This is a genomic window from Brevundimonas sp. CEF1 (assembly GCF_051353055.1).
In the GTDB taxonomy this organism is placed as follows: domain Bacteria; phylum Pseudomonadota; class Alphaproteobacteria; order Caulobacterales; family Caulobacteraceae; genus Brevundimonas.
Genome location: NZ_CP195593.1, coordinates 969,247 through 985,073, shown reverse-complemented (window position 1 = coordinate 985,073; position 15,827 = coordinate 969,247). Strand labels below are relative to the sequence as shown.

18 protein-coding genes and 2 tRNA genes are annotated in these 15,827 nt (G+C 67.8%); 18 read left to right on the top strand and 2 right to left on the bottom strand.

Annotated elements, in window-relative coordinates; translation table 11 throughout:
• The first annotated feature begins 2 nt into the window (after window positions 1-2).
• The 7 genes from ACR9FL_RS05080 to ACR9FL_RS05050 all read left to right on the top strand — a co-directional run bounded on the left by ACR9FL_RS05080 (window position 3) and on the right by ACR9FL_RS05050 (window position 5,205).
• The gene (locus tag ACR9FL_RS05080; RefSeq protein ID WP_105564463.1) at window positions 3-308 is read left to right on the top strand and encodes a FliM/FliN family flagellar motor switch protein; all 306 of its coding nucleotides are present in this window, start codon (window positions 3-5) and stop codon (window positions 306-308) included.
• Window positions 309-585: 277 nt separating this feature from the next.
• Window positions 586-670 (top strand) — tRNA-Leu (locus tag ACR9FL_RS05075).
• Window positions 671-733: 63 nt separating this feature from the next.
• Entirely contained in the window at window positions 734-2,149 is a 1,416-nt protein-coding gene (gene mgtE, locus ACR9FL_RS05070; RefSeq protein ID WP_296177674.1) for a magnesium transporter, read from the top strand.
• A 28-nt stretch (window positions 2,150-2,177) separates the two neighbouring features.
• The gene (locus tag ACR9FL_RS05065) at window positions 2,178-3,032 is read left to right on the top strand and encodes a lysozyme (protein ID WP_436357515.1); all 855 of its coding nucleotides are present in this window, start codon (window positions 2,178-2,180) and stop codon (window positions 3,030-3,032) included.
• A gap of 42 nt (window positions 3,033-3,074) precedes the next feature.
• Window positions 3,075-4,241, top strand: coding sequence for an isovaleryl-CoA dehydrogenase (locus tag ACR9FL_RS05060; RefSeq protein WP_105564466.1), 1,167 nt, complete (start codon window positions 3,075-3,077; stop codon window positions 4,239-4,241).
• Window positions 4,242-4,293: 52 nt separating this feature from the next.
• Window positions 4,294-4,482, top strand: a complete 189-nt coding sequence (locus ACR9FL_RS05055) for a DUF3008 family protein (protein WP_436357513.1) — start codon at window positions 4,294-4,296, stop codon at window positions 4,480-4,482.
• A gap of 81 nt (window positions 4,483-4,563) precedes the next feature.
• Window positions 4,564-5,205, top strand: coding sequence for an exopolysaccharide biosynthesis protein (locus tag ACR9FL_RS05050; RefSeq protein ID WP_436357511.1), 642 nt, complete (start codon window positions 4,564-4,566; stop codon window positions 5,203-5,205).
• Window positions 5,206-5,534: 329 nt separating this feature from the next.
• Here ACR9FL_RS05050 and flaF read toward each other — a convergent pair whose 3' ends face one another.
• Window positions 5,535-5,897 (bottom strand): flagellar biosynthesis regulator FlaF, encoded by a 363-nt coding sequence (gene flaF / locus ACR9FL_RS05045; protein WP_296177664.1) that lies wholly within the window; start codon window positions 5,895-5,897, stop codon window positions 5,535-5,537.
• A complete protein-coding gene (gene flbT / locus ACR9FL_RS05040) occupies window positions 5,857-6,282 on the bottom strand; it encodes a flagellar biosynthesis repressor FlbT (protein WP_296177663.1) in 426 nt (141 codons plus the stop codon). The genes flaF and flbT overlap by 41 nt, the downstream gene beginning before the upstream one ends.
• 176 nt (window positions 6,283-6,458) lie before the next feature.
• On the opposite strand from flbT, the gene ACR9FL_RS05035 reads away from it, so the two are divergent.
• From ACR9FL_RS05035 to ACR9FL_RS04985, 11 genes are all read left to right on the top strand, one after another.
• Complete coding sequence (locus ACR9FL_RS05035; RefSeq protein ID WP_296177662.1) at window positions 6,459-6,893, top strand: hypothetical protein; 435 nt, start codon at window positions 6,459-6,461, stop codon at window positions 6,891-6,893.
• The gene (locus ACR9FL_RS05030) at window positions 6,890-7,096 is read left to right on the top strand and encodes a hypothetical protein (RefSeq protein WP_296177660.1); all 207 of its coding nucleotides are present in this window, start codon (window positions 6,890-6,892) and stop codon (window positions 7,094-7,096) included. Before ACR9FL_RS05035 ends, ACR9FL_RS05030 begins: the two co-directional genes overlap by 4 nt.
• Before the next feature lie 79 nt (window positions 7,097-7,175).
• The gene (locus ACR9FL_RS05025) at window positions 7,176-8,036 is read left to right on the top strand and encodes an AAA family ATPase (RefSeq protein WP_436357508.1); all 861 of its coding nucleotides are present in this window, start codon (window positions 7,176-7,178) and stop codon (window positions 8,034-8,036) included.
• A gap of 91 nt (window positions 8,037-8,127) precedes the next feature.
• Window positions 8,128-9,048 (top strand): methyltransferase type 11, encoded by a 921-nt coding sequence (locus ACR9FL_RS05020; protein WP_296177657.1) that lies wholly within the window; start codon window positions 8,128-8,130, stop codon window positions 9,046-9,048.
• Between the two features lie 156 nt (window positions 9,049-9,204).
• Window positions 9,205-9,798, top strand: coding sequence for a YfbR-like 5'-deoxynucleotidase (locus ACR9FL_RS05015; protein WP_114817816.1), 594 nt, complete (start codon window positions 9,205-9,207; stop codon window positions 9,796-9,798).
• A gap of 7 nt (window positions 9,799-9,805) precedes the next feature.
• Window positions 9,806-10,762 carry an NUDIX hydrolase gene (locus ACR9FL_RS05010; protein ID WP_436357506.1) on the top strand — a complete coding sequence of 319 codons (957 nt, stop codon included), beginning with the start codon at window positions 9,806-9,808 and terminating at the stop codon, window positions 10,760-10,762.
• Window positions 10,763-10,857: 95 nt separating this feature from the next.
• Window positions 10,858-10,947 (top strand) — tRNA-Ser (locus tag ACR9FL_RS05005).
• Window positions 10,948-11,192: 245 nt separating this feature from the next.
• On the top strand, window positions 11,193-12,641 hold the full coding sequence (locus tag ACR9FL_RS05000; RefSeq protein WP_436357504.1) for an aldehyde dehydrogenase family protein: 1,449 nt from the start codon (window positions 11,193-11,195) through the stop codon (window positions 12,639-12,641).
• 17 nt (window positions 12,642-12,658) lie between these two features.
• Window positions 12,659-13,423, top strand: coding sequence for a glucose 1-dehydrogenase (locus ACR9FL_RS04995; RefSeq protein ID WP_436357502.1), 765 nt, complete (start codon window positions 12,659-12,661; stop codon window positions 13,421-13,423).
• Window positions 13,407-14,525, top strand: a complete 1,119-nt coding sequence (gene leuB, locus ACR9FL_RS04990) for a 3-isopropylmalate dehydrogenase (RefSeq protein ID WP_436357501.1) — start codon at window positions 13,407-13,409, stop codon at window positions 14,523-14,525. The genes ACR9FL_RS04995 and leuB overlap by 17 nt, the downstream gene beginning before the upstream one ends.
• 10 nt (window positions 14,526-14,535) lie before the next feature.
• Entirely contained in the window at window positions 14,536-15,822 is a 1,287-nt protein-coding gene (locus ACR9FL_RS04985) for an acetylornithine deacetylase/succinyl-diaminopimelate desuccinylase family protein (RefSeq protein WP_436357499.1), read from the top strand.
• Window positions 15,823-15,827 lie beyond the last annotated feature (5 nt).

Genomic DNA, 15,827 nt, shown 5'->3' with positions numbered 1-15,827 from the left:
CAATGTGTGTCCGAACGCGGCGGCGCAAGGGCCTCCCGTTGATTGTGAGTATCGTCTTGAGCCAGATCGAAGCCGTCGATGTCGAGATTTCGGTCGTGCTGGGCCGTTCGGTCCTGCCGATGCAACAACTGCTGCGCATGGGCCGCGGCGCTGTGATTCCGCTCGACGCCTCTGAACGGGACGAGGTCTGGATTCTGGCCAACAATCACCCGGTGGCGCGCGGCGAGATCGAGATTCGCGACGACCGCATCGCCATCACCGTGACCCGCCCCGCCGACATCTACGACTTCATGGCCGGCGCGGCTTGATGTCGGAGCCGCGGTCAGAAGGCTCCGCTCTTCTCGACCCGACGCGGCTTGTTTCCTTACTTTCCTACCTGTTCGCGGAGCGAATGGGGAGGTGGCGCGGCGCGATAGCGCAGTGACGGAGGGGGTGACTCGACGGCTGATGTCAGCGCAGCCCCCTCCACCACTTCGTGGTCCCCCTCCCCATGAAATGGGGAGGAAAAGCAGCACCTTCGCCTATTTCCGCAAAACCCCCTTTTCTTTCCGTCGCCTCTCCGCTATTGCCCGCCCTCCGATGCGAGCGGTCGTGGCGGAATTGGTAGACGCGCAGCGTTGAGGTCGCTGTGGGGCAACCCGTGGAAGTTCGAGTCTTCTCGACCGCACCATCGATCTGACAGGGCGATCTTCGGCTTTCTACCAAGGCCGAAAACATTCGGGGAGGCAGACACGTGACCCACACGGATTCCGCTTCCCCGGCCCCTGCATCCGAAATCGAAACCGAAGATCACGTCGCCCTGGGCGAAGACTACGCCCTGACGGCGTCCTTCGTCGAAAAGGTCGTGGACGCCGCCGACGACGGCGACGGCATGCGCCTGCGCGGCCTGCTGGAAGACCTGCACCCCGCCGACGTGGCCGATCTGATGGGCTTCCTGACGGCCGAGCACCGCGCCGTGGTGGTCCAGTGGCTGCCGCCGGACCTGCTGGCCGACACCCTGCCCGAGCTGGACGACGGCATCCGCGAGGAAGTGCTGGAGCGGGTGCCTCACCTGACCCTGGCCGAGGCCCTGCAGGAGCTGGACTCCGACGACGCCGCCGCCGTGGTCGAGGACCTGGAGGACGACCAGCGCGAGAAGGTGCTGGCCGCCATGCCCGAGGTCGATCGCGCCGCGATCGAAAGCTCGCTGGGCTATCCCGAGGATTCCGCCGGCCGCCTGATGCAGCGCGAGGTCATGGCCGCGCCGCAGTTCTGGAACGTCGGCGACACCATCGACCACGTCCGCCGCCAGGGCGAGGACCTGCCCGAGCTCTTCTTCGACATCTATGTCGTCGATCCGGTGAACCGCCCCGTCGGCGGCGTGGCCATCAGCCGCCTGCTGCGGGCCCCGCGCGAGACGCCGCTGACCGAGCTGATGGAGCCGATCAACGCCATCGACGTCGACGTCGACCAGGAAGAGGTCGCCTACATCTTCGAGAAGTACAACCTGATCTCGGCCCCGGTCGTCGACACCGGAGGACGCCTGGTCGGCCAGCTGACCGTCGATGACATCGTTCACATCATCCAGGAAGAGAACCGCGAGGACATCCTGCGCCTGGCCGGCGTCTCGGATGAAGACCGGTCCTCGGGCGTGCTGGAGATCGTGCGCGGTCGCGTGCCCTGGCTGGGCATCAACCTGTTCACCGCCATCCTCGGCGCCGGGGTCATCGCCTTCTTCGAGGGCACGATCCAGCAGATCGTCGCTCTGGCGGTCCTGATGCCCATCGTCTCGGCCATCGGCGGCAACGCCGGCACCCAGGCCCTGACCGTCACCGTGCGCGCCCTGGCGACACGCGAGCTGACCTCGTCCAACGCCGTGCGCACCTTCTGGCGCGAGCTGACCGTGGGCCTGGCCAACGGCCTGGTGCTGTCGCCCCTGGTCGGTCTGGCGGCGGGCTTCTGGTTCCACGACTGGCGCATCGGGGCGGTCATCGCCACGGCCATGATCCTGAACCTGCTGGTGGCGGCCACCGTCGGGGTGCTGACGCCCCTGACCCTGTCCAAGCTGAAGTTCGACCCCGCCGTCTCCTCGGCGGTGTTCGTGACGGCGACGACGGACTTCTTCGGCTTCCTGATCTTCCTGGGCCTGGCGACCATCGTCCTGCTCTGAAGCGAGACGACGCCCTTCGGAACGCGGCTTGCTGCTTCGCCTTGCGGGCGAGCGCGCCCGTTTCGAAATGGGTCATTCCGTGTCCGCAGCCACGTCCCAGCGTCTGAAGGTGTCCCGTGAGGGTCTGCTTCTGATCAAGAGCTTCGAGGGTTTTCGCCCTCGGACCGTGCGTCGTCGCGACGGGACGCCGGTCATCGGCTATGGCCACACGAAATCGGCTCGCCCCGGCGCGACCATCACCGAGGCCGAGGCCGAACTGCTGCTGCAATACGACCTGCTGCCCATCGTCGAAGTCATCAACAGCCGCGTCGCGATCCCGCTGAACCAGCATCAGTTCGACGCCCTGGCCAGCTTCATCTTCTCGGTCGGCGTTCAGCGCTTTGAAGGCTCCGACGTGCTGGAACAACTGAACGCCGGGGCGCCCGCTCGTGCCGCCGAGGCGCTCAGCGGATGGCCCGACCGGGTCCAGCCGCCGGTTGACGCCCCCTACCGCCGCCGCTCGGCCGAACGCGCCCTGTTCGATGCCGCCCCGGACCGGCCCGCCCCGCTGGACCTGCTGCTGACCGCCCCGGTTCACTGTCCCGGCGCCCGGACGGAACCCCCGGCCGAAGATGCGCCGCCCGCCACGGTTCAGGTCCTGCGCCACGAGAAACGCAGCCCCGCGCCGGTGCTGAACGACACCGGGGCCGTGGTCTTCATCGGCGGCATCGGCCTTCTGGCCTTCGCCGCGGGAATCGCCGCCTTCCGTCGCGTGCTCGCCGGCCATCAGGCCACGGACGGCACGATCCTGATCGGCGGCGTTCTGGCGGTCATCGGCCTGATCTTCATCGGCGTGGCGGGCTGGAACCTGACCCGCAAGCGGAACGATAAAGGCGTCGCATAAGGCCGCTTTGCGAAGCACGTGCGCGATGCTACGCCTTGCGGCATGAGCATTCCCTTCGCGCCCCAATCCATGGAATTCGGCCTCGGCGAGAACGCCGACGCCATTCGTGAAACCACCGCCCGCTGGGCCGCCGACCGGCTGGCCCCCCTCGCCGCCGAAATCGACGAGAAGAACGAGTTCAAACGCGAACTCTGGCCCGAGATGGGCGAGCTGGGCCTGCACGGCATCACGGTCGAGGAAGAGTTCGGCGGCCTCGGCCTCGGCTACCTCGAACACGTCGTAGCGATGGAAGAAGTGTCGCGCGCCTCGGCCTCGATCGGCCTCAGCTACGGCGCCCACTCCAACCTCTGCGTCAACCAGATCCGCCGCTGGGGCACGCCCGAGCAGAAGCACAAGTATCTGCCCAAGCTGATCTCCGGCGAACACGTCGGCTCCCTGGCCATGTCGGAGGCCGGTTCGGGCTCCGACGTCATGTCGATGCGCACCCGCGCCGACAAGAAGGGCGACCGCTATGTCCTGAACGGCACCAAGTTCTGGATCACCAACGCCCCCTCGGCCGACACCCTGGTGGTCTACGCCAAGACCGATCCCGAGGCCGGCTCCAAGGGCTGCACCGCCTTCCTGGTCGAGCGCGGCATGAAGGGTTTTTCGGTCTCGAAGAAGCTGGACAAGATGGGCATGCGCGGCTCGGACACCGCTGAGCTGGTGTTCGAGGACTGCGAAATCCCGGAAGAGAACGTCATGGGTCCCGTCGGCGGCGGCGCCGGCGTGCTGATGAGCGGCCTGGACTATGAGCGCGCCGTCCTGTCGGCCGGTCCTCTGGGCATCATGCAGGCGGCGCTGGACGTGGTCCTGCCCTACGTCCGCGAGCGCAAGCAGTTCGGCAAGGCCATCGGCAACTTCCAGCTGATGCAGGCCAAGGTGGCCGACATGTATGTCGCCCTGAACAGCGCCCGCGCCTACGTCTATGCCGTGGCCCGCGCCTGCGATCAGGGCAAGACCACCCGCTACGACGCGGCGGGCGCCATCCTGCTGGCCTCGGAAAACGCGGTGAAGGTGTCCTTGGAGGCTGTCCAGGCCCTGGGCGGCGCCGGCTACACCAAGGAATGGCCGGTCGAGCGCCTGGTCCGCGACGCCAAGCTTTATGACATCGGCGCCGGCACCAATGAAATCCGCCGCTTCCTGATCGGGCGCGAACTGCTGGGCTGACGGAACGCCACGGCGGGCGGGCGGTTTTTTCTTCTCAAGCAGGAGAGCCGCCATGCCCGCCAAATCCGCCGCTCAACAAAAGGCCGCCGGGGCCGCCCTGTCGGCCAAGCGCGGCGATACGCCCAAGTCGAAGCTGAAGGGGGCGTCGAAATCCATGCTGGACTCGATGACCGAGGCTCAGCTCGAGGACCTCGCTCATACGTCCCGCAAGGGCAAACCCCAGCACGTGACGAAACATTAAGCCGCACCCCGCGCGTCAGGGATGGCGCGGGGTTCGCGCCGCCCCTAACTTGGCGAACCTTCGCTCCCCGAGTCTCGCCTGATGACGCTTGTTCCCACGCCCCTGCCGCCGGATGAGGACCGGACGTTTTCCGACGTTCTGGAATCTCTCGGCCATGGCGACGATCCCAAGCTGACGCTCAAGGAAATGGTCGAGGCCTTCGGCGAACGGGGCTTCGGCGCCGTCATCCTGATGCTGTCGCTGATGGCCCTGATCCCCTGGCCGCCAGGCGGCAAGGCGGTCTTCTCCGTCCCCATCATCCTGATCGCCGCCGAACTGGCGTTGCAGCGCGACAAGGTCTGGCTGCCCCGCTGGCTGATGAAGGCCTCGGTCAGCCGCGCCACCTATCAGAGCGCCAGCCAGAAGATCCTGCCGCGCCTGCGTCAGGTGGAGCGCCTGACGCGTCCGCGTATCCCGGTCCTGACCGGCGAGCTCGCCGATGTCGTCGTCGGAATCATCTGCATCCTTCTGGCCCTGATGATGGCCCTGCCGGTGCCGTTCGGCGACGCCCTGCCCGGCCTGACACTGGCGATCTTCGGCCTGGCCATCATCCAGAGGGACGGCGTCTTCATCATCGCCGGCCTGATCGGAACGGCCATCTGCGGCGTCTATCTGGCCCTGGTCTGGACCGCGGTCGTGACCATCGTCCACGGCATCGCCCACTGGGTCGGCACGCTGTTCTGACCGCGCTCAAGCAGGCCTAAGGGCGGTAGCGCTCGCAAAATGGCGCTCAAGCAGCCCGAAGGGCGGTAGCGCACTCAAAAGCCTCCACAAAAAAGCGCCGCCGGGTCTCCCCAGCGGCGCTTCATTGTCGGACCGCGAACGGCCTGACCGCTGCCTTCCCGAAGGATCAGGCCCGGGCCTCCCGAGAGGTCCAGATCGCGGCCTTCGCTCGCGATTGATGACAATGAGACACTGGCCACCTCCTTTCGACTGCTGAACAGGAAGGTCAGGCTAGGACCGGTCGCGGCCTGTCGTAAAGAGGCGCTCCCGCCTTCGTGATCAGACGGCCGTCAAGCCGCCTGAGCCGGCGGCGCCAGCCCCTGCATGACCATGCGATTGATGTCGATCAGGGTCTCGAAATCCCCGTCGCCGCGCATCACCGCCGAGCTGTGTCGGCCGATGAACAGGTCCAGCGAAATGATCTGCGCCCGCAGCGACTGGGGCATGGCGTTGGACGGTTCGCTGCACGAACTGGACAGGGTCGACCACAGCCGACGGTTCCAGTCGATCGCATCGATCCGGGTGGAGATGTCGGACTTGTCGACGGTGGAGGCGTGCATCAGGGCCCGCGTCACCTGGCCGAACAGCCGGTACTCCATTTCGCGCGGTGATTCAGCCCGCGTCGCCGCCGTCTTGTACGCTTGAAGCGACATTGCCGAGCCTTTGGTCTTCGTAATCGACGATCTTACGGGCGCCCATCAGGGCCTTGTAGTATTGCCGCGCCAGCACATGCTTGGAGCAGGACACGCATTCCGCCAGGATGTCAGGGTTGCGGATCGCCCCCATGAACTCCGTCAGGCGCAGCGCGAACTCATCATAGAATTTCGGCGCCTCGGCCTCGTCCAGATACATCATCATGACGGGGAAATAGATGCGGCGCGCGGGCGTGACCGCCTCCTCAGGCTGCATGATGTCCTTTTCGCGCAGGACGCTGGCCTTGTTCTGCAGGACCAGCACGCCGCGCCGGTCGCCGTTCTGGACGACGGCGCCGTTCAGAACGAATTTCTCGCCGGGCTTGAGCGATAGTTTCAGCGGCAAAGGGGATCTCCGTGGCGCACCCCAACCTGAACGGTCGGCGGCTGATGAACTGTAAAGCAACGTGGTTAACCATCTCTTCACTCGCCGCTGCGGGAAAACCCGCGTGCGCCGAGACCGGCGAAAGGACGGAACGGCGAGCCAGCCTGCGCCGTTACCTCTTCAGCTAGGAGGCGCAGATGAGCAGGCCGGAGACCGATTTCGACGCTCAGGATCAAGCCGAGGTCTATGACGAGACCCACATCGACGACGAGGGCGAAGGCGAGCTTTCGCTGGACGAAGCCGACGATGTTCTGGACGTGACCCAGGCCGACGGCGACGCCGACGACGAGGCGTTCGACGAGGACGATCTCGACCTGGACGGCGACCTGGCGCTGGACGGCGTCGAGGCCGAGGCCGACGCCCTGCTGGGCGTGGATTCGGTCCGCCTGAGCGAGGCCGACAGCGCCGGCGAGGTCGCCTCCAGCCCGGACGAGATCGAGCTGGTCTACGCCGGCCTGATGCGCAATCAGCGCGGCGCCCAGGCCAGCGCCGCCCACTGGGAAGCCAAACGCCTGTCCGACGACGACATCGCGGACCTGGGTTACGGCCCCGACAACGAGGAGCGAGCATGAGCGAGCATCACCCCACCAGGGTCCAGGAAGACGCCGACCCCAACACCGCGCCGTCCAAGCGCGCGGCGCGTGAGGAAGGCAAGCCAGATCAGTTGAAGGACAAGGAAAAGGACGCCGAAAACCGCCAGGAGGCCCTGATCGACGAAGGCGTCGAGGAAACCTTCCCCGCCAGCGACCCGGTCTCGGCCAAGCGCATCACCTGACGGGCGCGGCCAGGCGGTCTGTTCAGGCGCGTCTTGATAAGCTACCTGCTCTACTCCCCCCGATAGGAGCAGGTTGCTCATGAGCCGGTTCGAAGGCACGTCCAACTATATCGCCACCGACGACCTGAAGGTCGCCGTCAATGCCGCGGTGGCGCTGGAGCGCCCCCTGCTGATCAAGGGCGAGCCGGGCACCGGCAAGACGGTCCTGGCCTATGAGCTGGCACGGGCGCTGAACGCGCCCCTGATCACCTGGCACGTCAAGTCGACGACCAAGGCGCACAACGGCCTCTATGAATACGACGCCGTCAGCCGCCTGCGCGACAGCCAGCTGGGCGACGAGCGGGTCCATGACGTCCGCAACTATCTGAAGAAGGGCAAGCTGTGGGAGGCCTTCACCGCCCCGGTCCGCCCCGTCCTGCTGATCGACGAGATCGACAAGGCCGACATCGAGTTCCCCAACGACCTGTTGCAGGAACTCGACCGCATGGAATTCTACGTCCAGGAGATCGACGAGACCATCCGCGCCGAAATCCGTCCCGTCGTGGTCATCACCTCGAACAATGAGAAGGAACTGCCGGACGCCTTCCTGCGCCGCTGCTTCTTCCACTACATCCGCTTTCCCGACGCGCAGACCATGCAGGACATCGTCGAGGTCCACTTCCCCGGCGTCAAGCCGCGTCTGGTCGCCGAGGCCCTGCGCACCTTCTACGAGATCCGCGACACGCCGGGCCTGAAGAAGAAGCCCTCCACATCGGAACTGCTGGACTGGCTGAAGCTGCTGCTGGTCGACGACGTCTCGCCCGAGACCCTGCGTGAAAAGACGCCTGGCAAGCTGATCCCGCCCCTGCACGGCGCCCTGCTGAAGAACGAACAGGACGTGCACCTGTTCGAGCGCCTGGCCTTCCTGAACCGTCGCGAAGGCGCCCGCCCCGGCTCCTGAGACGGCCGTCATCCCGCCGCCTTCGATTACCGCGATTTCACTGGAATAGCTGCGCCTTGCGCGCACAATCGGAGCCGATAAGGAGCCGACCATGCATCATCTCCTCTGGCCCGCCTGCGCCCTCGCGCTGATGACCGCCGCCTGCGACAACGGCGGCACGGTCCGCATCACCACGACCTCGTCCGGCAAGGACGTGGCCGGCGTCCTCAAGGTGGTCGACGCCCTGCAATGCCCGCAGACCCAGGGGGTGCTGACCCGCAAGGGCTCGGCCCGCGCCGACGGCGCCACCTGCGTCTATAGCGGCCCGCGCGGGTCCGAAGTCACCCTGCACCTGGTGTCCCTGAACGGCGGCTCGGTGCATGACGCCCTCAAGGGCTTCGAGAACCGCCTGAGCGCCGACCTGCCCGAAGCCCTGGCCGAGGCCCGCGCCAGCGAGGATCGCGCCCACGCCGAGGCCGCGCGCGCCGAAGCTGACGCCGCCAGGGCCGAGGCGGACGCCGAACGGGCCGGCGCCGAGGCCGAGCGCGCCGCCGCCAAGGCGGAGGCCGCCGCCGACGCCGCAGCGGACACCGCCCACGTCAGCGCCCCCGGCGTCCGCATCGACGCCCAGGGCGACAAGGCCAGCGTCCGCCTGCCCGGCATGCATATCGACGCCGACGGCGACCGCGCCAACATTCGGATCGGCGGCATCACCATCCGCGCCGACGACAAGAACAGCCAGGTCAACGTCCGCACCGACTCCGGTTCGAGTTCAGACGCCGACGCCGTGACGATCGACGCCAGCGACGGCGGCGCCCGCATTCGCACCAGTTCGCCGGGCGAAGCGGTCCGCGCCACCTTCATGATGACCGCCGATCAGTCGTCGAGCACCGGCTGGCGCGTTGTCGGTTACGAGGCGCGCGGTCCTGCGGGCGGCCCCATCGTCGTCGCCACCGTGCGGGGCAAGGATCGCAATGAAAACCGGGTGTTCGAGGCCGCCAAGGCCCTCGTGACCCTCAACGTCGGGGATTAACCCCCACGAATCGCAACGCTTGCCCTTGATCGGGCGTTCGGGATGGGTCACCTCACCTGCCCCATGCGCAGGACCCCGAACTTGGCTGAAGAACACGAAGACCTGGCGCCCAAGCCGAAACCCAGAACGCCCAAGCCCCCGCGCGCCTGGCAGCGGATGCTGTCGGGGCGTCGCCTGGACCTGCTCGATCCGTCGCCCTTCGACATCGAGATCGAGGACATCGCCCACGGCCTGGCCCGCGTCGCTCGCTGGAACGGCCAGACCATCGGCGAGCACGCCTTCTCGGTCGCCCAGCACTCGCTGGTGGTCGAGGAAATCGCCGCCCACATCCGGCCCGGCCTGGAACCGAAATGGCGCCTGGCCGCCCTGCTGCACGACGCCTCGGAATATGTGATCGGCGACATGATCTCGCCCTTCAAGTCCGCGCTCGGGGCCGGCTACAAGGACTTCGAGGCCCGGCTGGAGGCCGCCATCCATGTGCGCTTCCAACTGCCGCCCAAGACGCCGCAGACGATCAAGACCTTGATCAAGAAGGCCGACCGCGCCTGCGCCTTCTATGAGGCCACGCAACTGGCGGGCTTCAACCGCCGCGAGTCGCTGCAGATCTTCGGCGCCCCGCCCGCCGGCTACGACCTGATCATCGACCCCCTGCCCGCCTCGGTGGCCCAGCAACGCTATCTGGACCGCTACCGCGTTCTGGCCGAAGCTGTCGGCATCCTGCCCGGCGCCGACGCTTGGCACACGGAATAGGGACGGCATGAGCGACGGGGGGCCGGTCCAGGGAAACGAACAGGGCGTGCGCATCGGCCTATCGGCCGTGGTCATCGCCCTGCGCGCCGGCCAGGCCGTGGTCCTGACCACCCACGCCGCCGACGGGGCCCCGGCCCTGCCCTTCGGCCCCTTCGACCCGGCGCGCGACCGCACCTTCGAGCTGGCCCTGCGCGCCTTCGTCACCGAGCAGACCGGCTTCCCGCTCGGCTTCGTCGAACAGCTCTACACCTTCGGCGACGCGGGCCGCGCCTCGCCGCGCGCCACGCCGGGGCCTGAGCGCGCGCGTGAGGTCTCGGTCGGCTATCTGGCCCTGACCGCCGACGCGCCCGAGGCCCCCGGCCTGGACGCCGCCTGGACCCCCGTCTTCGACATCTTCCCCTGGGAGGATTGGCGCGACGGTCCGCCCGCCGTAATGGCCGTGCTGGAGCCCGCCCTGCGCGCATGGGCCGACGGCGACCCCCGCCGCCTGGGCCGCGCAGAGACCCTGTTCGCCCTGACGCCCGAACGGCGCTGGAACGAGGAGCGGGTGCTGGAACGCTATGAACTGCTTTACGAGGCCGGACTGGTCGCCGAGTCCGCCCGCGACCACGATCGCCCGGCTTCACCTGTCCTGCCCGACCTGCCCATGGCCTCGGACCACCGCCGCATCGTCGCCACGGCCCTGGGCCGCCTGCGCTCCAAGCTTAAATACCGCCCGGTCCTGTTCGACCTGACACCCGACACCTTCACCCTGTCCGCCCTACAGGCCGCCGCCGAGGCCGTTGCAGGCCTGTCCCTGCACAAGCAGAACTTCCGGCGTGGCGTCGAACGCGCCGGTCTGGTCCAGGCCACAGGCGTGTTTTCCAGCGATACCGGCGGTCGTCCGGCAGAGCTTTTCCGCTTCGTCGGCGCCGATCCCCTGGGCGGTCCCGCACCCGGCCTGACCCTGCCCGGACAGCGCTGAAACTTTTATCGAATTTCTTGTCCAGAATCGCTTGCGGCCCGCGCCGCCTTTGACTAGAGAAGCCCCTCGCTCGACCAAGCGAATATCGGCCCCGCGGAGAGGTGGCAGAGTGGTCGAATGTACCGCACTCGAAATGCGGCGTAGGTGGAAGCCTACCGTGGGTTCGAATCCCACCCTCTCCGCCACCGGCCCCTTGGGGCCATCCCAGACAATCAGAACCGATAATCAGGCCTTCGGGCCCAGCGGTTCAGCGCGCCTCGCCTGTCGATCATGATCATGATCGGGCATTTCGCTCGGAATTCTGATCGCCCGGAACAGAAGAACAGTGACTTAGCCCTCCGCCATAAAGGGCTTGTTGCGTAATCGATAATCATGCCCACTCGACCTTCGAGCGTTCGCGACGGCGAGCGATGATGGTGAGCATGGTTTGATGATCGCGCCCTTTCCTACCGATCAGGTCTTCATCGGCGGCCAGTGGCGTGCGCCGGCCGGCGGCGACGTCCTGTCCATTGAGAACCCCTCGACCGGGGAGCCGATGGGCGCTCTGGCTGCGGGCGGCGCCGAGGACATCGACGCGGCGGTGCGTGCGGCCCGCGCCGCGCTGGACGGCCCCTGGAGCCGGATGACGGCGGCCGAGCGCGGGCGGGTGCTGGCGCGCATGGGCCGCGAGGTCGAGGCCCGCATCGACATGCTGGCCGAGCTTGAGGCCCTGGACGTCGGAAAGCCGCTAAAGCAGGCGCGGGCCGACGTGGTCGCCCTGGCGCGCTATCTGGAGTTCTACGCCGGGGCGGCGGACAAGCTGCACGGCGAGACCATCCCCTTCCTCGACGGCTATACGGTCTACACCCTGCGCGAGCCGCACGGGGTGACGGGCCACATCATCCCCTGGAACTATCCGATGCAGATCATCGGCCGGTCCGTGGTGGCGGCGCTGGCGGTCGGCAATGCGGCGGTGCTGAAGCCCGCCGAACAGGCCTCGCTGACGGCCCTGGCCTTCGCCCACATCGCCGCCGACTGCGGCCTGCCCGCCGGCGCGCTGAACGTCGTAACCGGCACGGGCGCCGACGCTGGCGCTGCATTGGCCGCCCATCCGGGGATCAACCACCTGTCCTTCACCGGCTCGACCGGGGTGGGCGTGGCCATCCAGCAGGCGGCGGCGCTCAACGCCGTGCCGGTGACGCTGGAGCTGGGCGGCAAGTCGCCCCAGTTGGTCTTCGGCGACGCTGATCTGGACAAGGCCCTGCCCTTCCTGGTCAACGCGGGCGTCCAGAACGCGGGCCAGACCTGTTCGGCGGGCTCGCGCGTCCTGGTCCAGCGCGGCGTCTATGACGAGGTCGTCAAGCGGATGAGCGAACGCTATCGCGCGCTCAAGGTCGGCGCCGCCATCGACGACCGCGACGTGGGCCCGCTGATCTCGGCCAAGCAGAAGGCCATGGTGGACCGCTATCTGGACCTCGGCGCGCAAGCCGGCCTGATCGCGGCCCAGGGCGAGATCGCCGCCGACGCCCCGGCGGGCGGCCACTATGTGCGCCCCACCCTGTTCTCGGGCGTCGCCCCGGATCACGCCCTGGCCCAGGAAGAAATCTTCGGCCCCGCCGTGGTCGTCATCCCCTTTGACACCGAGGAGGAGGCGGTCGCCATCGCCAACGGCACCGATTACGGCCTGGTCGCCGGGGTCTGGACCGCAGACGGCGGGCGGCAGATGCGGCTGGCGAAGCGGCTGCGGGCCGGGCAGGTCTTCATCAACAACTACGGCGCGGCGGGCGGGGTCGAACTGCCCTTCGGCGGCGTCGGAAAATCAGGCCACGGTCGCGAAAAGGGGTTCGAGGCGCTCTACGCCTTCACCACCCTGAAGACCGTCGCGGCCCATCACGGATAGCGCAAGGGAGTAGCGTCTTGGGGGAAAACAGATCGAAGCGGCTGGAGGGCAAGCGAGCGATCGTCACGGGCGGAGCCTCCGGCTTCGGCGCCGGAATCGCCCGCCGTTTCGCCGAGGAAGGCGCCCGCGTCATCGTCGCCGACTTGAACGGCGACGCCGCCCGCGCCCTGGCCGCTGAACTGGGCGACGCCGATCTGGGCGTTCAGGTCGATGTGTCCAGCACCGCCGACGTGGCCGCCCTGGCCGAGACGGCCAACCGCCTGCTGGGCGGGGTCGACATCCTGGTCAACAACGCCGGGGTCGGCCACACGCCCCAGCCGCTGGACGAACTGTCGGACGAAGCCTTCGACCGCATCGCCGCCGTCAATATGCGCGCCATCTATCTGATGTCGAAGGCCTTCGTCCCGGCGATGAAGGCGCAGGGGTCGGGCGCCATCCTGAACATCGCCTCGACAGGCGGGGTCAGCCCTCGGCCCAGCCTGACCTGGTACAACGCCTCCAAGGGCTGGGTCATCACGGCCACCCGCGCAATGGCGGTCGAACTGGCGCCCTTCCAGGTGCGGGTGAACGCCCTGAACCCGGTGGCGGGCGACACGCCTCTGTTGAAGACCTTCATGGGCGCAGACACGCCCGAGGTGCGGGCCAAGTTCCTGGCCTCCATCCCCATCGGCCGCTTCTCGACGCCCGAGGACATGGGCGCCGCCGCCGCCTTCCTCTGTTCGGACGACGCCTCGATGATCACCGGCGTGGCGCTGGAGGTCGACGGTGGCCGCTGCATCTGACCGCGTCTTCAAGCTTTTGGTCCTGCCCGGCGACGGCATCGGGCCGGAGATCATCCGCGAGACCCTGCGCATCGTCGACTGGGCCCGGAACGCCGGGCTGCGCATTGAACTGAGCGAGGCCCTGGCGGGCGGCGCCAGCATCGACATTGTCGGCGCGCCCATCGCCGAGGATGTGGTCGAGCAGGCTCTGGCCTCCGACGCCGTTCTGTTCGGCGCTGTCGGCGGGCCGAAGTGGGACCACCTGCCCCGCGCCCAGCGGCCCGAGATGGGCATACTGCGCCTGCGTCAGGCGCTTGACCTCTACGCCAACCTGCGGCCCGCCGTCTGTTTCGACGAACTGCTGGACGCCTCGGCGCTGAAGCCCGAACTGATCCGGGGCCTCGACATCCTGATCGTGCGCGAGGCCACGGCGGGGGTCTATTTCAGCCTGCCCCGCGCCAATGAAGTCGGCCCCGACGGCCAGCGCCGCGCCTATGACACCCAGGCCTACACCGAGGCCGAGATCGCCCGCGTCTGCCGCACGGCCTTTGAACTGGCCCGGACCCGCAAACGCCGCGTCTGCTCGGTGGACAAGGCCAATGTCATGGAGACAGGCGCCCTGTGGCGGGCGGTGGCCTCCGAGGTCGCCGCCGACTATCCTGATGTAGAGCTGACCCACATGTACGCCGACAACTGCGCCATGCAATTGGTGCGACGCCCGGCCCAGTTCGACGTCATCGTCACCGACAACCTGTTCGGCGACATCCTGTCGGACGCGGCGGCGGCCCTGACCGGGTCGCTGGGCCTGCTGCCCTCGGCCTCGCTGTCGGGGCTGGACCAGGGCGGACGCAGCCGCGCGCTTTACGAGCCGATCCACGGCTCGGCCCCCGACATCGCGGGACAAGGCATAGCCAATCCCATCGGGACCATCCTGTCCTTCGCCCTGTGCCTGCGCCACTCCTTCGACAGGACTGATCTGGCCGACCGGCTGGAGCGCGCCGTGCGCCGCGTCGTGGCCCAGGGTGCCCGCACCCCCGACATCGCAGAAGTGGGCGTCGCCCCCGTCTCCACCATCCAGATGACCGACGCGGTTCTGGCCGCGTTGGACGCAGAGTCTCAGTGAGGTCCGACCGATGAGCGCCCCCACAATGCAGACGGTCATGGACCTGATCGACGGCCGCACCGATGAACTGGTCGCCCTGACCCAGGACCTGATCCGCTTTCCCACCATCAACCCGCCGGGCGAGGCCTATCGCCCCTGCGCCGAATACATCGGCGAGCGGCTGAAGAAGCGCGGCTTCACCGTCGAATATGTGCGCGGCGAGGGCTCGCCGGGCGACAGCGATCAATACCCCCGCACCAACGTCATCGCCCGCTGGACCGGCTCCGAACCCGGCCCCTGCGTCCACTTCAACAGCCATATCGATGTGGTCGAGGTCGGCGCCGGCTGGACCGTCGATCCCTTCGGCGGCGAGGTGAAGGACGGCCGCGTCTATGGCCGGGGTGCCTGCGACATGAAGGGGGGCCTGGCCGCCTCCATCATCGCGGTCGAGGCCCTGATCGATTCCGGCCTGCCCCTGCCCGGCGCGCTGGAGATTTCAGGCACGGTGGACGAGGAATCCGGCGGCTACGGCGGCGTCGCCTATCTGGCCGAGCGCGGCTGGTTCTCGGAGCCTCGCGTCAACCACGTCATCATCCCCGAGCCGCTGAACGTGGACCGGGTCTGCATCGGCCACCGCGGCGTCTGGTGGGCCGAGATCGAGACCAAGGGCCGCATAGCCCACGGCTCCATGCCCTTCCTGGGCGACTCGGCCATCCGCCACATGGGCGCGGTGATGGAGGCGTTCGAGGACAAGCTCTATCCCGCCATGGCCGCCCGCCATTCCGACATGCCCGTGGTGCCTGAGGGCGCGCGCCAGTCGACGATGAACATCAACTCCATCCACGGCGGACAGGCCGAGGGCTTCGACGGCCTGCCCGCCCCCTGCGTCGCCGATTCCAGCCGTATGATCATCGACCGCCGCTTCCTGATCGAAGAGACGCTGGACGACGTGAAGGGCGAGGTGAAGGCCATCCTCGACGGCCTGGCGGCCCAACGCCACGGCTTCCGCTACGAGATGCGCGACCTGTTCCAGGTGGCGCCCAGCATGGCCGACCGCGACGGTCCCGTCGCCAGCACCACCGCCGCCGCCATCGAGACGGTGCTGGGCAAGAAGGCCCAATTCGTCTGCTCGCCCGGCACCTATGACCAGAAGCACATCGACCGGATCGGCAAGCTGAAGGACTGCATCGCCTACGGCCCCGGCGTGCTGGACCTGGCGCACCAGCCCGACGAATGGGTCGGCATCGACGACATGACCAACTCGGCCAAGGTCATGGCCCGTGCGGCCTACGACCTGCTGACCCGCAAGCGAGGATGAGCGAG

Bases quoted from the DNA above. Each gene is read 5' to 3' on its own strand.
- ACR9FL_RS05010 (WP_436357506.1), top strand. From the start codon at position 9,806: ATGAGCGACGGGGGGCCGGTCCAGGGAAACGAACAGGGCGTGCGCATC.
- ACR9FL_RS05060 (WP_105564466.1), top strand. From the start codon at position 3,075: ATGAGCATTCCCTTCGCGCCCCAATCCATGGAATTCGGCCTCGGCGAG.
- ACR9FL_RS05020 (WP_296177657.1), top strand. From the start codon at position 8,128: ATGCATCATCTCCTCTGGCCCGCCTGCGCCCTCGCGCTGATGACCGCC.
- ACR9FL_RS05000 (WP_436357504.1), top strand. From the start codon at position 11,193: ATGATCGCGCCCTTTCCTACCGATCAGGTCTTCATCGGCGGCCAGTGG.
- ACR9FL_RS05035 (WP_296177662.1), top strand. From the start codon at position 6,459: ATGAGCAGGCCGGAGACCGATTTCGACGCTCAGGATCAAGCCGAGGTC.
- ACR9FL_RS05055 (WP_436357513.1), top strand. From the start codon at position 4,294: ATGCCCGCCAAATCCGCCGCTCAACAAAAGGCCGCCGGGGCCGCCCTG.
- ACR9FL_RS05080 (WP_105564463.1), top strand. From the start codon at position 3: ATGTGTGTCCGAACGCGGCGGCGCAAGGGCCTCCCGTTGATTGTGAGT.
- ACR9FL_RS05030 (WP_296177660.1), top strand. From the start codon at position 6,890: ATGAGCGAGCATCACCCCACCAGGGTCCAGGAAGACGCCGACCCCAAC.
- ACR9FL_RS05015 (WP_114817816.1), top strand. From the start codon at position 9,205: ATGCTGTCGGGGCGTCGCCTGGACCTGCTCGATCCGTCGCCCTTCGAC.
- ACR9FL_RS04985 (WP_436357499.1), top strand. From the start codon at position 14,536: ATGAGCGCCCCCACAATGCAGACGGTCATGGACCTGATCGACGGCCGC.
- ACR9FL_RS05025 (WP_436357508.1), top strand. From the start codon at position 7,176: ATGAGCCGGTTCGAAGGCACGTCCAACTATATCGCCACCGACGACCTG.
- flaF (WP_296177664.1), bottom strand. From the start codon at position 5,897: ATGTCGCTTCAAGCGTACAAGACGGCGGCGACGCGGGCTGAATCACCG.
- ACR9FL_RS05050 (WP_436357511.1), top strand. From the start codon at position 4,564: ATGACGCTTGTTCCCACGCCCCTGCCGCCGGATGAGGACCGGACGTTT.